Raw genomic sequence first — 16,569 nt, 5'->3', positions numbered from 1 at the left:
CGCCGGCGGGCCTTGTCGCTGCGGTATACCGGTGCGCTATAAAGGCGCCCCCCTGCCCCGCAAAGTCACGAAACATTTCGCTATTCTACCGTCAAACCGCGCTGGATCGCCGGACCTTGCAGCCCGCCCGGAACAGGCCTGGCCGGCAATGCGCTGCGGGCGCGTTTTGGAACGTCCGGAGTTTCAAGCTAAACAGGTCTCAAGGCGTCAAACGGTCTGGCCAACCCCCTGTCAGTCACGAGGAAATTGAAGCTGTGGCCACGCGCTCAAGCCCCTCATTCGCTGTCGCGATTCCGATCGGCGCGTGGCACCCGTTCATTCCCGCAGCCTTCGACAGCCTGGCCTGTCAGGATGTCGCGCTCGAAATCGCCCTGCTCGACGCTTCCGGCGACGACCGGGTTGCACAGGCGGCCGACACGAGCGGCCTGCAATTCACTTACCGCCGCCATGGCACCGACGCCGGACAATCAGCCGCCATCGACGAGGGCTGGCAAAATATCGGCGGCGACGTCGTCTTCTGGCTGAACGGCGATGACCGGCTCAAACCGGGCGCGCTCGAAACCGTTCGCTCTATTCTCGAGCAGCAGACCGAGGCCGATATTGTCTACGGACACTCGGATTTCATAGATGCCACCGGCAAGCTGATCGGCGTGCATGACCAGGTCGCGGAGATGTCGGACCTCCTCTACCGGTCGAACATCATCTCCCAGCCCTCCTGCTTCGTACGGCGCAAAGCCCTCGATGCCATCGGCGGGATCAACAGGGAGCTGCAATACGTCATGGACTGGGACCTCTGGGTCCGGCTCCGGCAGAATGGTGCTCAGTTCCTCCACACGCCGCGTACGCTTTCCGCGGTCTATATCGGCGATGACACAAAAACCGGTGAAATCCCGGCAAGACGGCTGAAAGAGGTCTACGATCTTGTTCGCCGGACATCCGGCCATTGGTCCGCATTCAAGTCCTCGGCATCCCTTGCCGCTCATACCCTCGAAAATCGCTGGCGGCGCGCACGATGACGAACACACGTCCCACCATAAGCCTGGTCACGCCGAACTATAACGGCGAACAATTTCTGGAAACGACCCTCAGGTCCGTCCTCGATCAGTCGTACGAGCCGCTCGACTATGTCCTGGTTGATGGCGCCAGCACGGACGGGTCGGCAGCCATACTCCAGCGCCATGAAGACCAGGTGTCCTCAGTCATCATCGAGCCGGACAACGGGCACGCAGACGCGATCAACAAGGGTTTCGCCGCGACGCAGGGCGAGATCATGGGGTGGATCAATTCCGACGACGTCCTTTTGCCCGGGTGTCTGTCCATCGTATCGCAAATCTTTGAACGCTACCCCGAGATCGAATGGATCACCGGCTTGCCTTCAACGTGCGACACGAGCGGCCGGATCAACTATGTCGGGCCGCTCAAACCCTGGTCACGCCTGCGCTTTCTCGCAGGCGATCACCTCTGGATACAACAAGAATCGACATTCTGGCGCCGCGGACTCTGGGACCGGGCTGGCGGCGCGCTGGACACGCAGTTCGATGTCGCCAACGATTTCGACCTCTGGGCGCGTTTCTTCCGCCATGCCGACCTGTATTCCGTCGACTCAATGCTGGGCTGCTTCCGCATCCGGGACGGGCAGAGATCGGTCGAAAGCCATGCGCTCTACATGCGGGAAGTCGATCGTATATTGAAGCGCGAGCTTTCCGAGGCAGATGCGGCGTTCAAATCGCGCTACGGCAGTCTGCTGCCGGAGTCTCCGCGCCACTTGTCACAAGCCGAGCGCACCGCGCTCACGCCGCAGCTGGGCGTCTGCGACCCTCCGCCGGTGACACGCCACGCACTCCGCTCAGGGTCACCGCTACTGCCGGACATCTCGGGTGATCTGCCAAAGACGAAGCTGGAGCCCGCATCGTCCTCATCAACGGGCTGGACCGGCGTTGCGTTCCGGAACCGGCATTTCATTGCCGGCGCGTTCATCGCCCTGCTCCTCGGCGCAGCTGTCGCGGCCTTGCTGCCTGCTGCAGCCATTTGGGTCGCACTCGCGCTCGGCTTGGGCTTTCTGGCAAGTCTGATCGCCGCTATCGCGATCAAGACACGGCGTATCGTCCGGACGCTCCTGGTCGCCGTTGAGGAGAGCCGCTCTTCCGGTGCGCGGGAAGCCTATGCCCGCCACATGATCGAGCTTGAACTGGACCGGCTAAGCCGCGTACGCGTTTCTGACGACCGCGAGCGCCACAGCGGCCAGGCTGCAGGAACGGCTTCAGAACCGGAGTGATCGGACCGGACAGCCAAGCGGGCCTGCCCGGTCCAGAAACACCTGATCCGGAGTTCTATCCCGCGACAAATCGCGGGTTTTCAGCGACCAGAACACCATCGCCCAGCTGGATTTCCCCGTAAGGCGTATCGCAAAGCTGGCCCCGTTCGTAATTCATACGGATTCGCCAGCCCGCATCCTCGAACAACCTCACCATGCCATGGTGCTTTTCGGACGAGATGTGCGTCCCGACGAGGATCGCTTTGACGTTCGCGTTCAGCAATTCCATGGACGGTGGAATAACATCGTACTCCACCCCCTGAATATCGACGTGCATGAAATCCACGGGGCCGGACAAGAGGCCAAGAATCTCTCCGATCGTGTAGGCGCGGACCGTCACATATCGCGGAGCGTTGGCGACATTACGCGTCGAGGCGCCATAGTCCTCGTCGGGATTGTCAATTTCCGGAAACGATATCTCGCCGGGGCTCGCGCTTACCGCTCCTCGAATGAGGTGCACACCATTCCCTGCAAGGGCATTGTTGGCAAAATGCTCCTTCATCCATTTCCAGTGCGTCAGATCAGCCTCGATTGCAGCCGCTTCAACATCCGTGACCGCACGGCTCTGCCTGCAAGCCGCCAGGGCCGCCGACGTCCAGGTTCCCCAACCGGCGCCGAGTTCCACAATGCGATAGCTGCCCCGGGCGCGCACGACACTCTCCAGGACCACGACCCAGTCCAGATAGTGCTCATTACGCACGGGAAGGTTTGGCGTGTAGCTCACGCCAGCCGGCTGCGCGAATTTCGCCCACCCCTTCTTGAACCGCACTTTCGTACCGACGCCCAGAAAATCATAGATCGACTCTCCGTCAGCCTCGACCTTCATCGCGCTGTATTCAGAGAATACCGGATCGTGTTTCAACATGTTCGAAGTCCCCATGAGCTTTTACAGACTTTCTGTGCCTGCCGACGGACTAGCCGACCTGCATCAGTTTCAGCACGTCCGGAACGAAATTCGCCTTGCCATACCGCGCCGCCAGAATCTTCAAGGCTGACCTGCGACGGGACAGCCCTTCCGGATCGTCCGCGATTGCCGAAAGCCGGTCGGGCAGAGCCCGGATGCTTTCGCGATCTTCCGGACATTGCAGAACGGCCTGCTCCCATATCGCCGGCGAACCTGGCGCCTTGTAGGTATCGGCGAGCACAACAGGTATGGCGCCACTCGCCATTGCCTCCCAGAGCCGTATCGAATTCGGGCCGGTTCCGGACGGGCAGAGCGCAAACTGTGTCTGCCGCATCACGGTCTTGAATTCGTCGGAGGCCGCACTGTCGACAAGGCCGACATGGCTCTTGGCCCGCCCGAGAACCTGGTTGTCGTAGACGATCCGGTTGTAGTGCCAGGTATCGCGATCACGGACCAGTCCGCGCGGATGCTCACCCAGCTCTTCTATCAGATAGGTCCGCGATTGCGTGAGATAGATCGGGGTCGCCTTGGCGCCCACAAACGAGAAAAGAAACTCGCGCTCGGCGATCGGTATCTCTTCGCCATCATGAACCTGGACAGGATAGAGCGGGAAGGGATGGATCTCGATTTTCCGATCTGAACCGAACCGCAGCCGGTCGTGGGTCGCGTGCGACCAGAATACATCCGTTACACCGGCTTCTTCGAACAGCTCGGGAAACTTGAGCATGTGGATATGCTGGCAGACGGTGACGATGCGACGGTGGCCAACAAGCGCCGCCGCGACTTGCTCAAGACCTTCGCGGAGTTCGGCGAGCCTCTCCGTATCCGTCTTGTTGTGATTGCTGACGTCTATCAGTGTCGCCCAGGGGAAGCCGAGATACGCGACCTCTCCTCCCCGCACCGCAAGCAATCTGACCTGATCGAAGGCATGCTGCTCGGTAATTGCCGGGTGTTGCCAATGAGCATCGAAGGCCGCAACGTTGCGATCAACATAGACCTCGCCCCGGCGCGACGCCGGGGACGGCTCGCTTTCGACGTTCAGGAAAGCGGGCTTCGACAGTGTGGCAAGCGGGTCCTTTGCAGATATGGGTTCGGGTCTGCGAACAACCGGCAGGCTGGTGCCGCGCTCGCCTGCCCAGCGTTCCAGTGACTTGTTGATCTTGACGGCGTCGAACTGGTCGGCCTTGACCGGCCAGACCTCTATGTCGAGCTTCGCGGGATCCAGAAGTCCATCGCTCGCATGCACCATGGCCGCGCCACCGACAATTCGCATGTCGCCTTTTTTGTCATAGGTCCGCAGCCCTGTTTCATGAACGTGAATACTCCGGACGACATGGCAGGGATTGTAGATGGCATGCCCATAGACCGCGAAAGTATAGGCGACCTTGTTGTCGCAGCGCGGGACACCGAGGGGAAAGTTCAGGCACCGGTCGCGGTCCGGGTTCGATGCATGCGACGGGCGATATGCCCACGTATCCTGCGACCAGTGGGGGTTGGCATGAAGGCGCGTCTGTTCACCAGTGAGCTCATACCGGCTGAGCGCAACAAACGCGGTCGGATCGGCTTCGAAGAGTTCTTCCAGGCGTGTCACCGTGTCATCGAAGTAGATGTCGGCATTCGCCAGAACAGAAATGTGGTCCGGGCACCACGCCTCGGTCAGGCGCGTCCAGTCCTGGTAAGTCGGACGCCGGTCCATGCGGATCACCGTCACCCGTCCGTCGCCCGTATCCACCTCAACATCATCATCGACCATGAGATAGATGTGAGAAAGCCGCTCATTCTCCCGGTTCTTATCGAGACAAAGCTCCAGCTCCCGCCGCCGCTCATCTTGAGCCGGCCGGAAATACGGCATGAAGAGACTAATCGACAAGACCACCACCCCTTAGAATTTCACCCAGCATCACCCGCTGCGATGCACCCCCGCGCACCTGACAACTAGTCCAGCGATGCGTCATAGCCCATTCTGTCGCACAACTCCCGATAAGCAAGGCTTGCCCGCGCCTCCTCAGAGAGTTCACCGGCGTATTCGCGGCGCGGCCTCGGCGAGATCCTGTCACCCCGCCGTCCGCTATCACCCGAGAGCTTCATGATGGAAATGAGCGCTTTCCAGTCCTGATTGTACGGGAGGTCCAGATGACGGCAGATCTCGCGCATGGTCTCGTCAGGATCCGAGACGAACCGTTCATATCTGATCGTCGGAATACCATCATACTCGTCCAGGAAGGCTGAGTAGCGCCGCGAGTACTCGTCGAGCGAGAATGGCGAAAAGTGACGCCAATTATTGCGGTCCAGAGCCAGAAATGAATCGACTGGATGCCTCACCGTCACGAGGGAATGCACCGGAACCACGCCGCGCAACATCCCGCCAAGGCTGGGTCGCGTCTTCCAGTCCACATCTGTACAAAACTGTGAATGCGCATGGTCTCGCAGAACAAGATTTCGGCCGGCCTTGCTCAGTGCGCGGGACAACACATCGAGCGACGCCAGGAACATGTCGACTGCAGTGTCGTCACCGATCGGGTTCAACGCACCACGCGCAAGCAGAACCGGGTCGGTTGGTGCAAAGCGCGACCTCTGAGTCTTCAACTGGATTGTACTGAGCGGATCCACTTCGCTCAGCAGCATCGTATTGGGTTGAGACTGCAGCCCTCTGGATATCAGGGTCCCGCCCGTGCAAGCGAAATGGTGTATCGTGCGTACAACAGGCCGGGTTGCAGCTGGCCGCTGCTCCAGTTTCCTGGCAAGCCCTGAAAGATCCTGCCGTGAAAGGCGTGCGATCACTTCAGCCGGCAGCTCATTGCCCCAGGAAGAATCCCGCGCCGACGGGGGCGTGCGTGAATGTGGCGTCAGCGCTGTCATGAAGACTGAGCCCGACTCTTCCTGCTGCGCCGAGCAGATTTGCTTCCTGAACTCTTCGATGATGCGCCGGACGGTGCCGCCAGCTGTTCATCATGCGTGGCCTCAGAAACCGCCATGGCCTGCGCGACATTCTCGGCAAGCTCGTCCAGAAACGCCTCCAGTTCGCGCTTTTCACCAGAAAGGGCCGCATAGCGGTCCTGAAGGTCGGCCAGATCAGCCTGGGCGATCCGCTGGATCCGCAACGACAGGCGATTGTCGTCGCGCAACTCCTCCAGCTCTGCGCCTAGCCGCTGCAAAGACTGGGCCTGCTCGTCCGCCCTTTCCGTTGCCGCTGACAAACTGCTTTTCAAGCGGTCACGCTCTGCTCGCATCGCCTCAAACGCTTGCAGATTGGCCTCGGAGTCCTTGAGCGCGCCGGCTCGAGCCTCCTTGAGGTTGTCCCGTTCCTCGCGGAGCTTCGCCAACTCCTCTTGAAGCTTTGCGAGTTCCTCCCGTGTCGACGCCAGATCCGCCTCGGCAGTCCCGCGCGCCTCATCCAGCGAATCACGTTCCTCGCGGAGCTTTGCCAGCTCCTCACGCGTCGACGCCAGATCCGCCTCGGCAGTCCCGCGCGCCTCATCCAGCGAATCACGTTCCTCGCGGAGCTTTGCCAGCGCCTCACGTGTCGACGCCAGATCCGCCTCGGCAGTCCCGCGCGCCTCATCCAGCGAATCACGTTCCTCGCGGAGCTTTGCCAGCTGCTCACGAAGCTGTGTGAGAGACGCCTGACGCGCTTCGGCATCCTGCAGCCAGCTTGCTTCGAGCGCCTCTCGCTCCTCACGCACTACATCCAATGCCCCACGGCTGGCCTCAAGATCAGCCGATACCCCTGACAATGACCGTTGCAGCGCGTCATTTTTTTCTGACAGCTCATCCCGCTCGGACAGCACACCTTCATATGCCGTCAAACTGCTCTGAGCCTCTTCGGACGCGACAGCGTATGAACGGCGCGCCTCCTCCAATGCGCCTTCAAGAGCTTCGATCTGGCTTTCGCGCCGGACGATCTTGGCCCGCCAATCAGGGTGCAGTCGCGCATAGCGGACATCAGGATCGGTCGGGTCTTCCTCCCAGGACAAGGTGTACTCGGCGTCGGCTATCCAGGCACCCAAGGCGCGGCGGTCTGCCCCTCCCTCGTGGAGCGGCTCCTCGGACACCCGGACGATGATATGCGAAAACTTCGCCAGCAGGCCGGCCCGGTGAAGATCATCCAGAACGAGCAGGACCTCCGACGGAGCGTCGACAATCAGCCCGCGCGGACCGTTGCTTGCGTCTTCCAGGCCAGCTTGAAACAGGTTTCGCGGTTTCACCGTCTTCACGGTGCATGTCTCCAGCGCCCGCACCCCGGGAAAGAGTGCGATGGCTCCGGTCCCCCCCCGCAGACTGTTCATGTCGGCGAAACTGGTTCTTCTGAAGGTTCCTTCGCCGTCCTCATCCGCAACGGCCGCCTCGACGAGTACGCCCGCGCCGGTTTGCTGCAACCATGTACGCGCCGACTGTGCCCGCTCGGGGTCCGGCTCAACCAGCATCAGCTTGTCCGCAATCCGCTCGTCGCCCAGGTAAGCGCGCTCGCCACACCCGATACGGACGAGCAGGCTGAGACGTTCGCCGTCGAAACCAAATCCGCTCTGCATCAATCGCGCACCTTCTTGGGAACCTGATTTCCGCGCAACCGCCGGATCGGAGCCGTCAACCGCCACGACGTCGAGTTCCGGGTTTGCTCGAGTGCAGTCCGCAACTCATCGGCATCCTTGCTCACCCAAGTGTACTGCTGTTCCAGCGCTGCCAGCTGGTCACGCAACACGCGGCTCTCCTTCCGCGCGTTCAGCAACTCCCGTTCGAGGCGCCTCTGCTCCAACCCGCCCTGCTTTTTGCTGGCCAGCTGATGATACCATTCCAGCTCGCCCTGACAGGCCACGAGCGCGTCCTGGAGCTCGCCGTTGAGCACACGCTGGGCATCCAGGGCCGAAACGGGCCCTTCCTCGATACCTGCAGGCATGCGATTGCCGGAACCACGGCTTCGCAGAAGCTGATTGGCCGCTTCAACAGCAACCTGGGCTTCCTGCGCTCGCAGCTCGGCGCTCGGCTCGGCATGCGCCATGCAAGCTTCCAGCTCGCGATCCAGCCGTTCAAGACGGGAGGATGCTTTTACGGCCGCCGCCGCCACAGACCGCAAAAGGAGCTGGTCGGCAGCGACTTCGACATACTCTGCACGGTCAATGCCCAGTGCCGGCTGCGTGCGATCCGAAAAGTACGCATCGATCACGGTGACCAATTTTTGCGAAGCGATGCCACTCGCCTCCACCGGCAGTATCAGCACTTTGCGCCGAGCCCTGCGGAAAATATCCAGAACTGTGGAGACAATCCCCTCAGCCTCCGATTTCGCATCGGCAAGCTGCTGCCCGTCGGCAAGAGCGGCAGCCAGCAAGTGCGCCGCAGGCGCAGCCCACATCACCAGCCGGGTACCAGAATCTTTTCCCAACCGGTCGAGGATATCCTTATGATCGAATGCGCACGCACGCCCGATTGGCGCGAGATTGGCCCCTGATCCGAGGGATAGTTCGGGACGCACTATCGTATACAGCAAACTCACACCCTCAATCCTCGCCCTTTTTCTCCGGATAACTCACCAGAGTTCGGGCAACAAGACTAGCGGCTAGCTCCGCCATCTCAAACACGTGGGTACGGGCAGGTGCAGCGCTTGTCATCGATCTGGTGACGGTCTAACAGGGCTCCTTCATGTCCCGTTGTTCAGCTACCGAGAGTTTAATGGCGAAGCGCGCACTTATCACCGGAGTTACCGGTCAGGACGGAGCCTTCCTGGCAGAATTGCTGCTGAAGAAGGGTTACGAGGTCCACGGGCTGAAGCGTCGGGCTTCATCATTCAATTCCCAGCGGGTGGACCATCTCTATGTCGACCCGCACGAGGCGAACACGCGTTTCTTCATGCATTATGGAGACATGACGGACTCGACCAATCTCATTCGCCTGGTTCAGCAAATTCAACCCGACGAGATCTACAATCTCGCAGCTCAGAGCCACGTAAAGGTGAGCTTTGAGACGCCCGAATACACGGCCAATGCCGATGCCATCGGAACGCTCAGGATTCTCGAGGCACTTCGCATCCTGGGGCTTGAGGAAAAGACCAGATTTTACCAGGCATCGACCTCGGAACTCTACGGGCTCGTCCAGGAAGTTCCCCAGCGGGAAACAACCCCCTTTTATCCGCGCAGCCCGTATGCGGCCGCCAAGCTTTACGCGTACTGGATCACGGTGAACTATCGTGAGGCCTACGGCATGCACGCTTCGAACGGCATTCTCTTCAACCATGAGGGACCGACGCGCGGCGAAACATTCGTCACCCGCAAGATCACACGCGGCGTCGCAGCCATTCATCACGGTCGGCAGCACAAGCTCTATCTCGGCAATCTCGACGCCAAGCGGGACTGGGGGCATGCGAAAGATTATGTCGAGGGCATGTGGCGCATCGTCCAGCAGGACGAAGCCGACGATTTCGTGCTCGCAACAGGCGAAACGCATACCGTTCGTGAGTTTGTCGAGCTGGCCTTCAAGGAAGTCGGCATAACCCTCGAGTGGACCGGAAGCGGTGAGGACGAGGTTGGGCGTTGCACCAGCACCGGAGCTGACCTGGTCGCAGTCGATCCGCGCTATTACCGGCCGACGGAAGTTGATCTCCTGATCGGCGATCCCAGCAAGGCCCGGGAGAAACTCGGCTGGACCCACAGCACCCCGTTCGCAGACCTAGTGGCCGAGATGGTCAAGAGCGACCTCAAGGTCATCGACATTGAGGCGACATACCGCTCAAACCACGGAGACGTTTGAGCCATGTACGAGCTCGCGGGCAAGCGAATCTGGGTTGCCGGCCACCGCGGCATGGTTGGTTCTGCACTCGTGCGCCGGCTTGAACGGGAACAACCTGCCCGGATCCTGACGGTGACGCGCAGCGAACTCGATCTCATCGACCAGTCGGCAACGGCACAATGGCTGACAAACAATCGGCCCGATGCCGTCTTCGTACCCGCCGCCAAGGTCGGCGGAATTTACGCAAACGATACCTATCCGGCTGAGTTTCTCTATCAGAACCTGATGATCGCCGCGAACATCATCCACGCAAGCCACGCCGCAGGTGTGGAGAAACTCCTCTTCCTCGGCTCGTCGTGCATCTATCCCAAGTTTGCCGACCAGCCAATTGTCGAGGACGCTCTGCTTACCGGGTCACTTGAGCCGACGAACGAATGGTATGCGATCGCGAAGATCGCGGGGATCAAACTCTGCCAAGCCTATCGCAAGCAGTATGGCGTCGACTTCATTTCCGCCATGCCCACGAATCTTTATGGTCCCGGGGACAATTATCACCTGCAGAACTCGCACGTGATACCGGCCCTGATCCGCAAGGCGCACCAAGCGAAGATCGACGGAGCCAGCTCCATGGAAATCTGGGGAACCGGCTCCCCGCGGCGCGAGTTCCTGCACGCCGACGACTGCGCGGATGCACTGGTTCATCTCATGAAGGTCTATTCCGGCTCTGACCATGTCAATGTCGGTTCCGGAGAGGATCTGCCAATCGAGGACCTCGCCCGCCTGGTCATGAGCGTCGTCGGATTTGACGGCGAACTGACCAAGGACCTGAGCAAACCGGACGGCACGCCCCGCAAACTGATGAGTGCGGACAGGTTGCGCGAGCTCGGATGGTCACCGTCGATCGGACTTCGCGAGGGTCTCGCCGACGCATACAACTGGTTCCTGCAACATGAAGAGCAGATCCGCGCGTCGTCATAAGCTGATCGATCGTCAGGCCTGCCTGGCCAGACATGCCTGTATCCGGCGCCACCAGTAGTCGATGCCGAGCTTCTCGATGATGGCAGGGCGTTCACGAGCGAGGTATCCGTTCCGGTAAAAGGCGTCGAACCAGTCATCGAGCTTGTCAGCGGATAGCGCGTCCGGCTCCCAATCATCGATCTGGATCGATGGAAAAACACTGTAGGCCTCAGAAACAGCCGTTCGCCGCATGACAGGGATGGAACCGTTCAAAAGTGTCTGCCAGGCCTTGGGTGACGGATCCAGCCCGCCCCCTTCCACGCAGAGGACAAAGGCATGGTTTCGGATCAACGCCGCGAATTCTGCCTCATCGACGGATTCTTCCAGAACAGTGGTGAAACCACGCCAATGGGATTTGGCGAGTTCGGTAACGCGTCGGCGCGGCTCCCATTGCCCGCCCTCCCGAACGCGGTGCGCACATAGAATCCGCGGATATTTTTGCCCGAAGCCTGCCCACTCGGGCACTTCCGACCGGACGTCGGCGGCGGCCTGGGGGTAGACCATTCCCAGCGGTAGTGGTGACTGCCTGGGATGGCTCTTCTGGTCAAGATTTTCGCAGAACCAGTGCACAAGCAAAGGATGGTCGAGCAGCCCGACCAGCTTCTCGCGCAATCCGCTATCCAGTGATGGCCAGCGCTGATCGATTTGCCGTGGCAGCGTTATATCCTCGGATCCCGTCACCAGCACGAATGGAGAAACAAGCTGCGGCAGAACGACGTCGAAGAAATGCGCAAGCGCGTGCTCGTGCGCCCTCATCGACACGAAGACTGTCCGCACTGAACGGACATCCGTGTGGATACGGTCCGCGACATAAGGTTCCTTGCGATCACTCAGGACGACCCAGTCACATCGCGCTGCAATCCCGGTCAGCGCGTATGCATCCGCGCCCTCGAATTTCGGAAAGAGGCGCGTGGTCAGCGGTTGGAAGGTGAAATCAGAGCGCACGTTCAAGCAGGCCGTCCCATACCTCACGGACCCGCACCGGCAGCTCTACCTCCCCGCTCTCATCCACGGTTTGCAGGGACGTGTCGAAGAATTCCAGCGGCCGGTCCGACGCAAGGCCGAGTGCGGCGAGCAATGCCGCCAGCTTGGTCTGCATGACGGCATTGTCGCGCACACATTGAATGACCGGAAAGCCAAGGCGCTTCTGCCAGTCCAGCAGACGCGAATTATACGCCAGCCAGAGGTCCAGCCCCTTCTCGACAGGGAACCCGTTGCGGCTTTCCAGAGACCTGGCGACCGCCAGAGGATGCCGGAAAATGCCCAGGGGCTGCGCCGACGGGAGCACGTCCAGCCAGCCGTCGAGGGTCAATAGCGTGCGCGGGTCCTTGAACCCCCAGGGACCGGCATCCCGCCGGGATTCGATGAACAGGTCACGGACAGCGGTATGCAACGGGCGCCATTCCACGCGCTCCGGCGGTTCGTTCCAGCTGCCGCCATTTGCTTTCAGCAGGTCCTCCTGCATGTAAAGGACGGCCGGGGGTTCCTGCAGCCCCTTGGGATTGCGCTGGATACTCTGGTCAAGCACACGTCCCAGATAGACACCCGCCTCGAGCAGGGTTCCGGTCAGCGCACTCGTGCCGCTGCGATGCATGCCAAGCACGATATAGCAGGTAGTGTCACTCATGATCGGCTTCCCCTTGACGCAGCCCCGGCAGGCTGGGGAGAAGGTAACCGATGCAGGCGGTCACGACGAGCCGCCGATACAGGCGCAAGGAGCCGCTGGATGCCGTCTTCCGGTCGTACAAAGCCGCATGTTCTCGTGATCGGCGCATTGGGTGGCTCCGGCACCCGTGCCGTTGCCGACGCCTTCAACCGGATCGGCTATGTCCATGGACCGGCGCTGAACCGGTCTCGGGACTGTCTGAGCTTCACCTACCTGTTTGTCCGCACCGGCTGGATGGACGAGCCCGTGCCGCCGGTCACAGACCGCCTCGCCGTGTTGCGCCAGGTGGCGATCTCGGGCACGGCGCCGGGGGCCCCGCCGCTCGACCGGCTCACGGATGCGGTGACGGAGCGGGTTCCGCCGGCCGGCAGCCAGCCCTTCATGATCAAGGAACCCAACAGCCACGTCTTCGCCGATGCGATTCTGGACGCGTGGCCGGATGCGCGCTTCCTCTTTGTCCACCGCCACCCGCTGGACATGGCCTTCAGCGAGAACACCAACCAGCTCAAACGGTGGGGGCCACAGCTGGGGATCGATGCGGCAGGCCGCGGCTCACTCGCGGCGGCCCAGCTCGATCTGTGGATCCAGGCCTACGAGACCCAGCTTCAGCGGCGCACGCGCTATCCCGGACGGACCGGCGAGCTGGACTATGACCGTTTCGTGCAGGCGCCCGAAGCCGTGCTGTCCGGAACATGTTCCGCGCTCGGCTTCGATCCCTCGGCGGATGTCCTGGCGGAGGCCTGCGCGGGCGTCGTGATTCCTGAAAGCGTCGGCCGCTGGCGGCAGGCCGACCTGTCGGTGTTTCGCGCCGACCAGATCGCCTGGTGCGCGGAGCATGGCTGGCTGGACGGACCGGTTAGTTGATCTGGAAGCTGTAGAGGCTGGACATCGCCAGGACGAGGCTGATCACGATCAGGCCGATGATCGAGGCGATGAAGGCGATCGCCAGGGGCTCCGCGAGCGAGGTCAACCGTTTGGCGAGATTGCGGGCCTCCTGCTCACCGGCCTCGGCGACGAAGATCAGCATCTCGTCGAGCGCGCCGGACAGGCGGCCGGTCCGCACGAGATTGAGTGTCATCGCATCGGTGGTTGTGTGAGCGCGCAAGGCGGTTTCCAGCGCTTCACCGGAACGCACGGCGCGGCGCACCTGTTCGAGACCCTCACGGCGACGGGGCGACAGCACGCCGCGCTCGGCCAGGGCCAGGGCGTCGATCAGGCCGGCGCCGGCCGACAGGGCGGTGCCGGTCACGCGGGCCCAGCGCGCCGTATCGCTGGACTCGAGAAACCGGCCGAGGACCGGCATCCGGAACGCCACCACCGTCAGCGCCCGGCGCGTGGCCGGCGCGCGCCAGGCCTGCACAATCAGCACCAGGGCGACGACCGCCCCGCCGATCACCAGGGGCGCGTTGGCGTTGAAGAACTGGCCGATGCCCAGAACGATCCGCGAGATGGCCGGGATGTCGGCCTGGGCGTTGTCGAGCAAGGCTGAAAAGCGCGGCACCACGAACATGAAGATGAAGATGACGGCGCCAACACCCGCGACGGCGAGGAAGGCCGGATAGGCCAGCGCATTGCGCACTTCCTCGACCGAGGCGAGGTCGCGTTCCATCTGGCTGGCCACCTCGTTGAGGCGCACATCGAGCGAGCCGGTGGCCTCGCCCAGCTCGACCAGGCGGGGCGCATAATCGGGAAGGACGGGCATATGCCGGCTCAGCGCACCGGACAGTCGCCCGCCGCCGCGCAGATCCGAGCGGATCAGGCGCATCTGTTCGGACAGCTCGCGGCACGGCTCTTCCTCGAGCAGGCTGTCGAAAGCTGCCAGCAGGGGAGAACCGGCTTTCAGCAGGGTGGCGAGCTGGCGGATGAAACGATGACGGTCCTTGGGGCGGGCGCGGCGGCGGTCGAAGCGCTGTCCCTGCCCGTCCGCCGAGCGGACCTCATAGGCCAGTATGCCCTGATTGCGCAGCTGGCTGATCGCCTCGGCATCGTCGGCGGCATTGATCCGGCCCTCGACCGAACCGCCATCGCGCTTGAGACCCTTATAGCTGAAACTGGTCATGCCCTAGCCCCGGCCGTGCGCGGCCTGCAGGGCGGCGGGGGCCTCGATCTCCTCGGCCCCGCCACCGAGCACGCGCATGACTTCCGCGACCGAGGTGACACCGGTGCGCGCCTTCAGCAGCCCGTCCTCCAGCATGGAGAGATAGCCCGCCTTGCGCGCGGCATCGAGGATGGCCTCCTGGCCGGCGGCGTGGGCGATGGCCTCCTTGACGCCCCCGTCCACGGCCGCCGCCTCATAGACAGCGATTCGGCCGGTATAGCCCTGGCCCCGGCAGGCATCGCAGCCGCGGGCGACACGCCAGTTGGCGGGGCTGTCGAAGGCATCGTCCGGCCAGAGGACACCGCGCTCGCGGGCGACGGCGATCAGGCGGTCAGCAGCGGCGACCTCGTCGGCCGGAGCGGGCGCCGCGCATTCGGGACACAGGCGCCGCAGCAGGCGCTGGGCGATCAGGCCGCGCAGCGAGGCGGAAACAAGGAAGGGTTCGACGCCCAGATCGGTCAGGCGCTCGATGGCGCCGAGCGCGGTATTGGTGTGCAGGGTGGAGAAGACGAGGTGGCCGGTCAGGGCCGACTGGATGGCGATGCGCGCGGTCTCGGTATCGCGGATCTCGCCGATCATGATGACATCGGGATCCTGGCGCAGGATGGCGCGCAGCCCGCGGGCAAAGTCATAGCCGATATCGGCGCGGGCCTGCACCTGGGTGACGCCGTCCATATCGTATTCGACCGGGTCCTCGATGGTGATGATCTTGCGCTGGCCATCATTGATGAGTTCGAGCGCACGATAGAGCGTGGTCGACTTGCCCGACCCCGTCGGACCGGTCACGAGGATCACGCCATTGGGTTCGCGGATGATGCGGTCGAAGACGCGCCGCTGCGGCCCGGCCAGTCCGAGACCGTCCAGCGAGGGCAATTCCTGGCGTTTGCGCAGCAGGCGCAACACCAGCGATTCGCCCCAGGCGCCGGGCAGGGAGGAGACACGCAGGTCGATATCCTGGCCGGCGAAACGCACGGTCTGGCGGCCGTCCTGGGGCAGGCGGCGTTCGGCGATATCCATGGCGGAAACCAGCTTGATGCGCGAGGCGACGGCATCGAAACGGGATTTCGGCTGGGTCTGGACCTGGCGCAGCACGCCATCGACCCGGAAACGGACCTGGAATTCGTGCTCGAAGGGTTCGATATGGATATCCGACGCGCCGTCCCGCAGGGCATCCTCGAACACGGCATTGACGAAGTCGATGACGGGCGCTTCCTCGGCCATTTCGCGCAGGCGTTCCACATCGGTCAACGCGCTCTCGCGGGTTCGGGCCCCGGCCGATTGCAGGCGGGCGAGCGCGCTTTCCAGCAGACGGTTGGGACCGAGAACGAGACGTGTCTCGCCGGACCAGGCACCGCCGAGGCGTTCCAGCAGGCCCGGATCGAGCGGGTTGCGGGCGAGGACGACGAGGTCGGCGGCGCCGGCGGCGGGCAGCGCAGCAACCGCCTCGCCGGTGAGCGCCGTGAAACCGGCATCGCCGGGTGCGCACCACCACAGGACAGCCCCTTTTTCTGAAAGCCAGCGCAAGGGCAGTCCGAGCGCGGCGGGCGCGGCGGCATAAAGGGCTTCCTCGCGCGGCAGCGCGGCAGGCGGCAGGACCGGCAGGCCGAGCTGGGCGGACAAGGCAGACAGGAGACGTTCTTCGGCGACGGCGCCGAGGCGCAGCAGGGCCTGGCCGAACAGGACGGGCGTCTCGCGCTGATAAGCGAGCGCCTGGTCGATATCGGCGGCCGTGACGGCCCCCGCATCCAGCAGCAATTCACCGATCCGGCGTCGATCCATCACGCACACCCTCCCGTCGTGCCGCCGCCCGGCACGCTCGACGAGTTAGACCGTGCCCCCGCCGTCAAGGCAAG

14 protein-coding genes are annotated in these 16,569 nt (G+C 62.7%); 5 read left to right on the top strand and 9 right to left on the bottom strand.

What is annotated here, in order from left to right; all coding sequences use genetic code 11:
- Window positions 1-254: 254 nt before the first annotated feature.
- Both ACXAJV_RS13070 and ACXAJV_RS13065 read left to right on the top strand, forming a co-directional pair.
- Window positions 255-1,016 carry a glycosyltransferase gene (locus ACXAJV_RS13070; protein WP_475085867.1) on the top strand — a complete coding sequence of 254 codons (762 nt, stop codon included), beginning with the start codon at window positions 255-257 and terminating at the stop codon, window positions 1,014-1,016.
- Window positions 944-2,275 (top strand): glycosyltransferase family 2 protein, encoded by a 1,332-nt coding sequence (locus ACXAJV_RS13065; RefSeq protein ID WP_475085866.1) that lies wholly within the window; start codon window positions 944-946, stop codon window positions 2,273-2,275. The genes ACXAJV_RS13070 and ACXAJV_RS13065 overlap by 73 nt, the downstream gene beginning before the upstream one ends.
- 55 nt (window positions 2,276-2,330) lie before the next feature.
- On the opposite strand, the gene ACXAJV_RS13060 is transcribed toward ACXAJV_RS13065, so the two are convergent.
- From ACXAJV_RS13060 to ACXAJV_RS13040, 5 genes are all read right to left on the bottom strand, one after another.
- Window positions 2,331-3,179, bottom strand: coding sequence for an FkbM family methyltransferase (locus ACXAJV_RS13060; protein ID WP_475085865.1), 849 nt, complete (start codon window positions 3,177-3,179; stop codon window positions 2,331-2,333).
- Between the two features lie 49 nt (window positions 3,180-3,228).
- Complete coding sequence (locus tag ACXAJV_RS13055) at window positions 3,229-5,088, bottom strand: exostosin domain-containing protein (RefSeq protein WP_475085864.1); 1,860 nt, start codon at window positions 5,086-5,088, stop codon at window positions 3,229-3,231.
- Window positions 5,089-5,153: 65 nt separating this feature from the next.
- The gene (locus ACXAJV_RS13050; RefSeq protein ID WP_475085863.1) at window positions 5,154-6,077 is read right to left on the bottom strand and encodes a sulfotransferase family protein; all 924 of its coding nucleotides are present in this window, start codon (window positions 6,075-6,077) and stop codon (window positions 5,154-5,156) included.
- Window positions 6,074-7,750, bottom strand: coding sequence for a hypothetical protein (locus ACXAJV_RS13045; protein WP_475085862.1), 1,677 nt, complete (start codon window positions 7,748-7,750; stop codon window positions 6,074-6,076). Before ACXAJV_RS13045 ends, ACXAJV_RS13050 begins: the two co-directional genes overlap by 4 nt.
- Window positions 7,747-8,706, bottom strand: a complete 960-nt coding sequence (locus ACXAJV_RS13040; RefSeq protein ID WP_475085861.1) for a hypothetical protein — start codon at window positions 8,704-8,706, stop codon at window positions 7,747-7,749. Before ACXAJV_RS13040 ends, ACXAJV_RS13045 begins: the two co-directional genes overlap by 4 nt.
- Window positions 8,707-8,882: 176 nt before the next feature.
- Here ACXAJV_RS13040 and gmd point away from each other — a divergent pair, with 176 nt between their 5' ends.
- Entirely contained in the window at window positions 8,883-9,956 is a 1,074-nt protein-coding gene (gene gmd, locus ACXAJV_RS13035; RefSeq protein WP_475085860.1) for a GDP-mannose 4,6-dehydratase, read from the top strand.
- 3 nt (window positions 9,957-9,959) lie between these two features.
- Window positions 9,960-10,913, top strand: a complete 954-nt coding sequence (fcl, locus tag ACXAJV_RS13030) for a GDP-L-fucose synthase (protein WP_475085859.1) — start codon at window positions 9,960-9,962, stop codon at window positions 10,911-10,913.
- Window positions 10,914-10,925: 12 nt separating this feature from the next.
- Here fcl and ACXAJV_RS13025 read toward each other — a convergent pair whose 3' ends face one another.
- Window positions 10,926-11,903 carry a hypothetical protein gene (locus ACXAJV_RS13025; RefSeq protein WP_475085858.1) on the bottom strand — a complete coding sequence of 326 codons (978 nt, stop codon included), beginning with the start codon at window positions 11,901-11,903 and terminating at the stop codon, window positions 10,926-10,928.
- A complete protein-coding gene (locus ACXAJV_RS13020; protein WP_475085857.1) occupies window positions 11,887-12,579 on the bottom strand; it encodes a sulfotransferase family protein in 693 nt (230 codons plus the stop codon). Before ACXAJV_RS13020 ends, ACXAJV_RS13025 begins: the two co-directional genes overlap by 17 nt.
- A gap of 99 nt (window positions 12,580-12,678) precedes the next feature.
- Here ACXAJV_RS13020 and ACXAJV_RS13015 point away from each other — a divergent pair, with 99 nt between their 5' ends.
- Window positions 12,679-13,482, top strand: a complete 804-nt coding sequence (locus ACXAJV_RS13015) for a sulfotransferase family protein (RefSeq protein ID WP_475085856.1) — start codon at window positions 12,679-12,681, stop codon at window positions 13,480-13,482.
- Here ACXAJV_RS13015 and ACXAJV_RS13010 read toward each other — a convergent pair.
- A complete protein-coding gene (locus ACXAJV_RS13010) occupies window positions 13,475-14,677 on the bottom strand; it encodes a type II secretion system F family protein (RefSeq protein ID WP_475085855.1) in 1,203 nt (400 codons plus the stop codon). The two genes, ACXAJV_RS13015 and ACXAJV_RS13010, sit on opposite strands and share 8 nt — an antisense overlap.
- Before the next feature lie 3 nt (window positions 14,678-14,680).
- Window positions 14,681-16,495, bottom strand: coding sequence for a GspE/PulE family protein (locus ACXAJV_RS13005; protein WP_475086003.1), 1,815 nt, complete (start codon window positions 16,493-16,495; stop codon window positions 14,681-14,683).
- Window positions 16,496-16,569 lie beyond the last annotated feature (74 nt).

It is taken from the genome of Maricaulis sp. ABE4_448 (assembly GCF_056160825.1).
Note: the sequence above shows the minus strand (reverse complement) of the source record. Positions and strands in the feature narration are given on the sequence as shown.

Excerpts from the sequence above, each read along its gene's own strand:
- ACXAJV_RS13005 (WP_475086003.1), bottom strand. The coding sequence starts at position 16,495 with ATGGATCGACGCCGGATCGGTGAATTGCTGCTGGATGCGGGGGCCGTC.
- gmd (WP_475085860.1), top strand. The coding sequence starts at position 8,883 with ATGGCGAAGCGCGCACTTATCACCGGAGTTACCGGTCAGGACGGAGCC.
- ACXAJV_RS13050 (WP_475085863.1), bottom strand. The coding sequence starts at position 6,077 with ATGACAGCGCTGACGCCACATTCACGCACGCCCCCGTCGGCGCGGGAT.
- ACXAJV_RS13015 (WP_475085856.1), top strand. The coding sequence starts at position 12,679 with ATGCCGTCTTCCGGTCGTACAAAGCCGCATGTTCTCGTGATCGGCGCA.
- ACXAJV_RS13020 (WP_475085857.1), bottom strand. The coding sequence starts at position 12,579 with ATGAGTGACACTACCTGCTATATCGTGCTTGGCATGCATCGCAGCGGC.
- ACXAJV_RS13010 (WP_475085855.1), bottom strand. The coding sequence starts at position 14,677 with ATGACCAGTTTCAGCTATAAGGGTCTCAAGCGCGATGGCGGTTCGGTC.
- ACXAJV_RS13060 (WP_475085865.1), bottom strand. The coding sequence starts at position 3,179 with ATGTTGAAACACGATCCGGTATTCTCTGAATACAGCGCGATGAAGGTC.
- fcl (WP_475085859.1), top strand. The coding sequence starts at position 9,960 with ATGTACGAGCTCGCGGGCAAGCGAATCTGGGTTGCCGGCCACCGCGGC.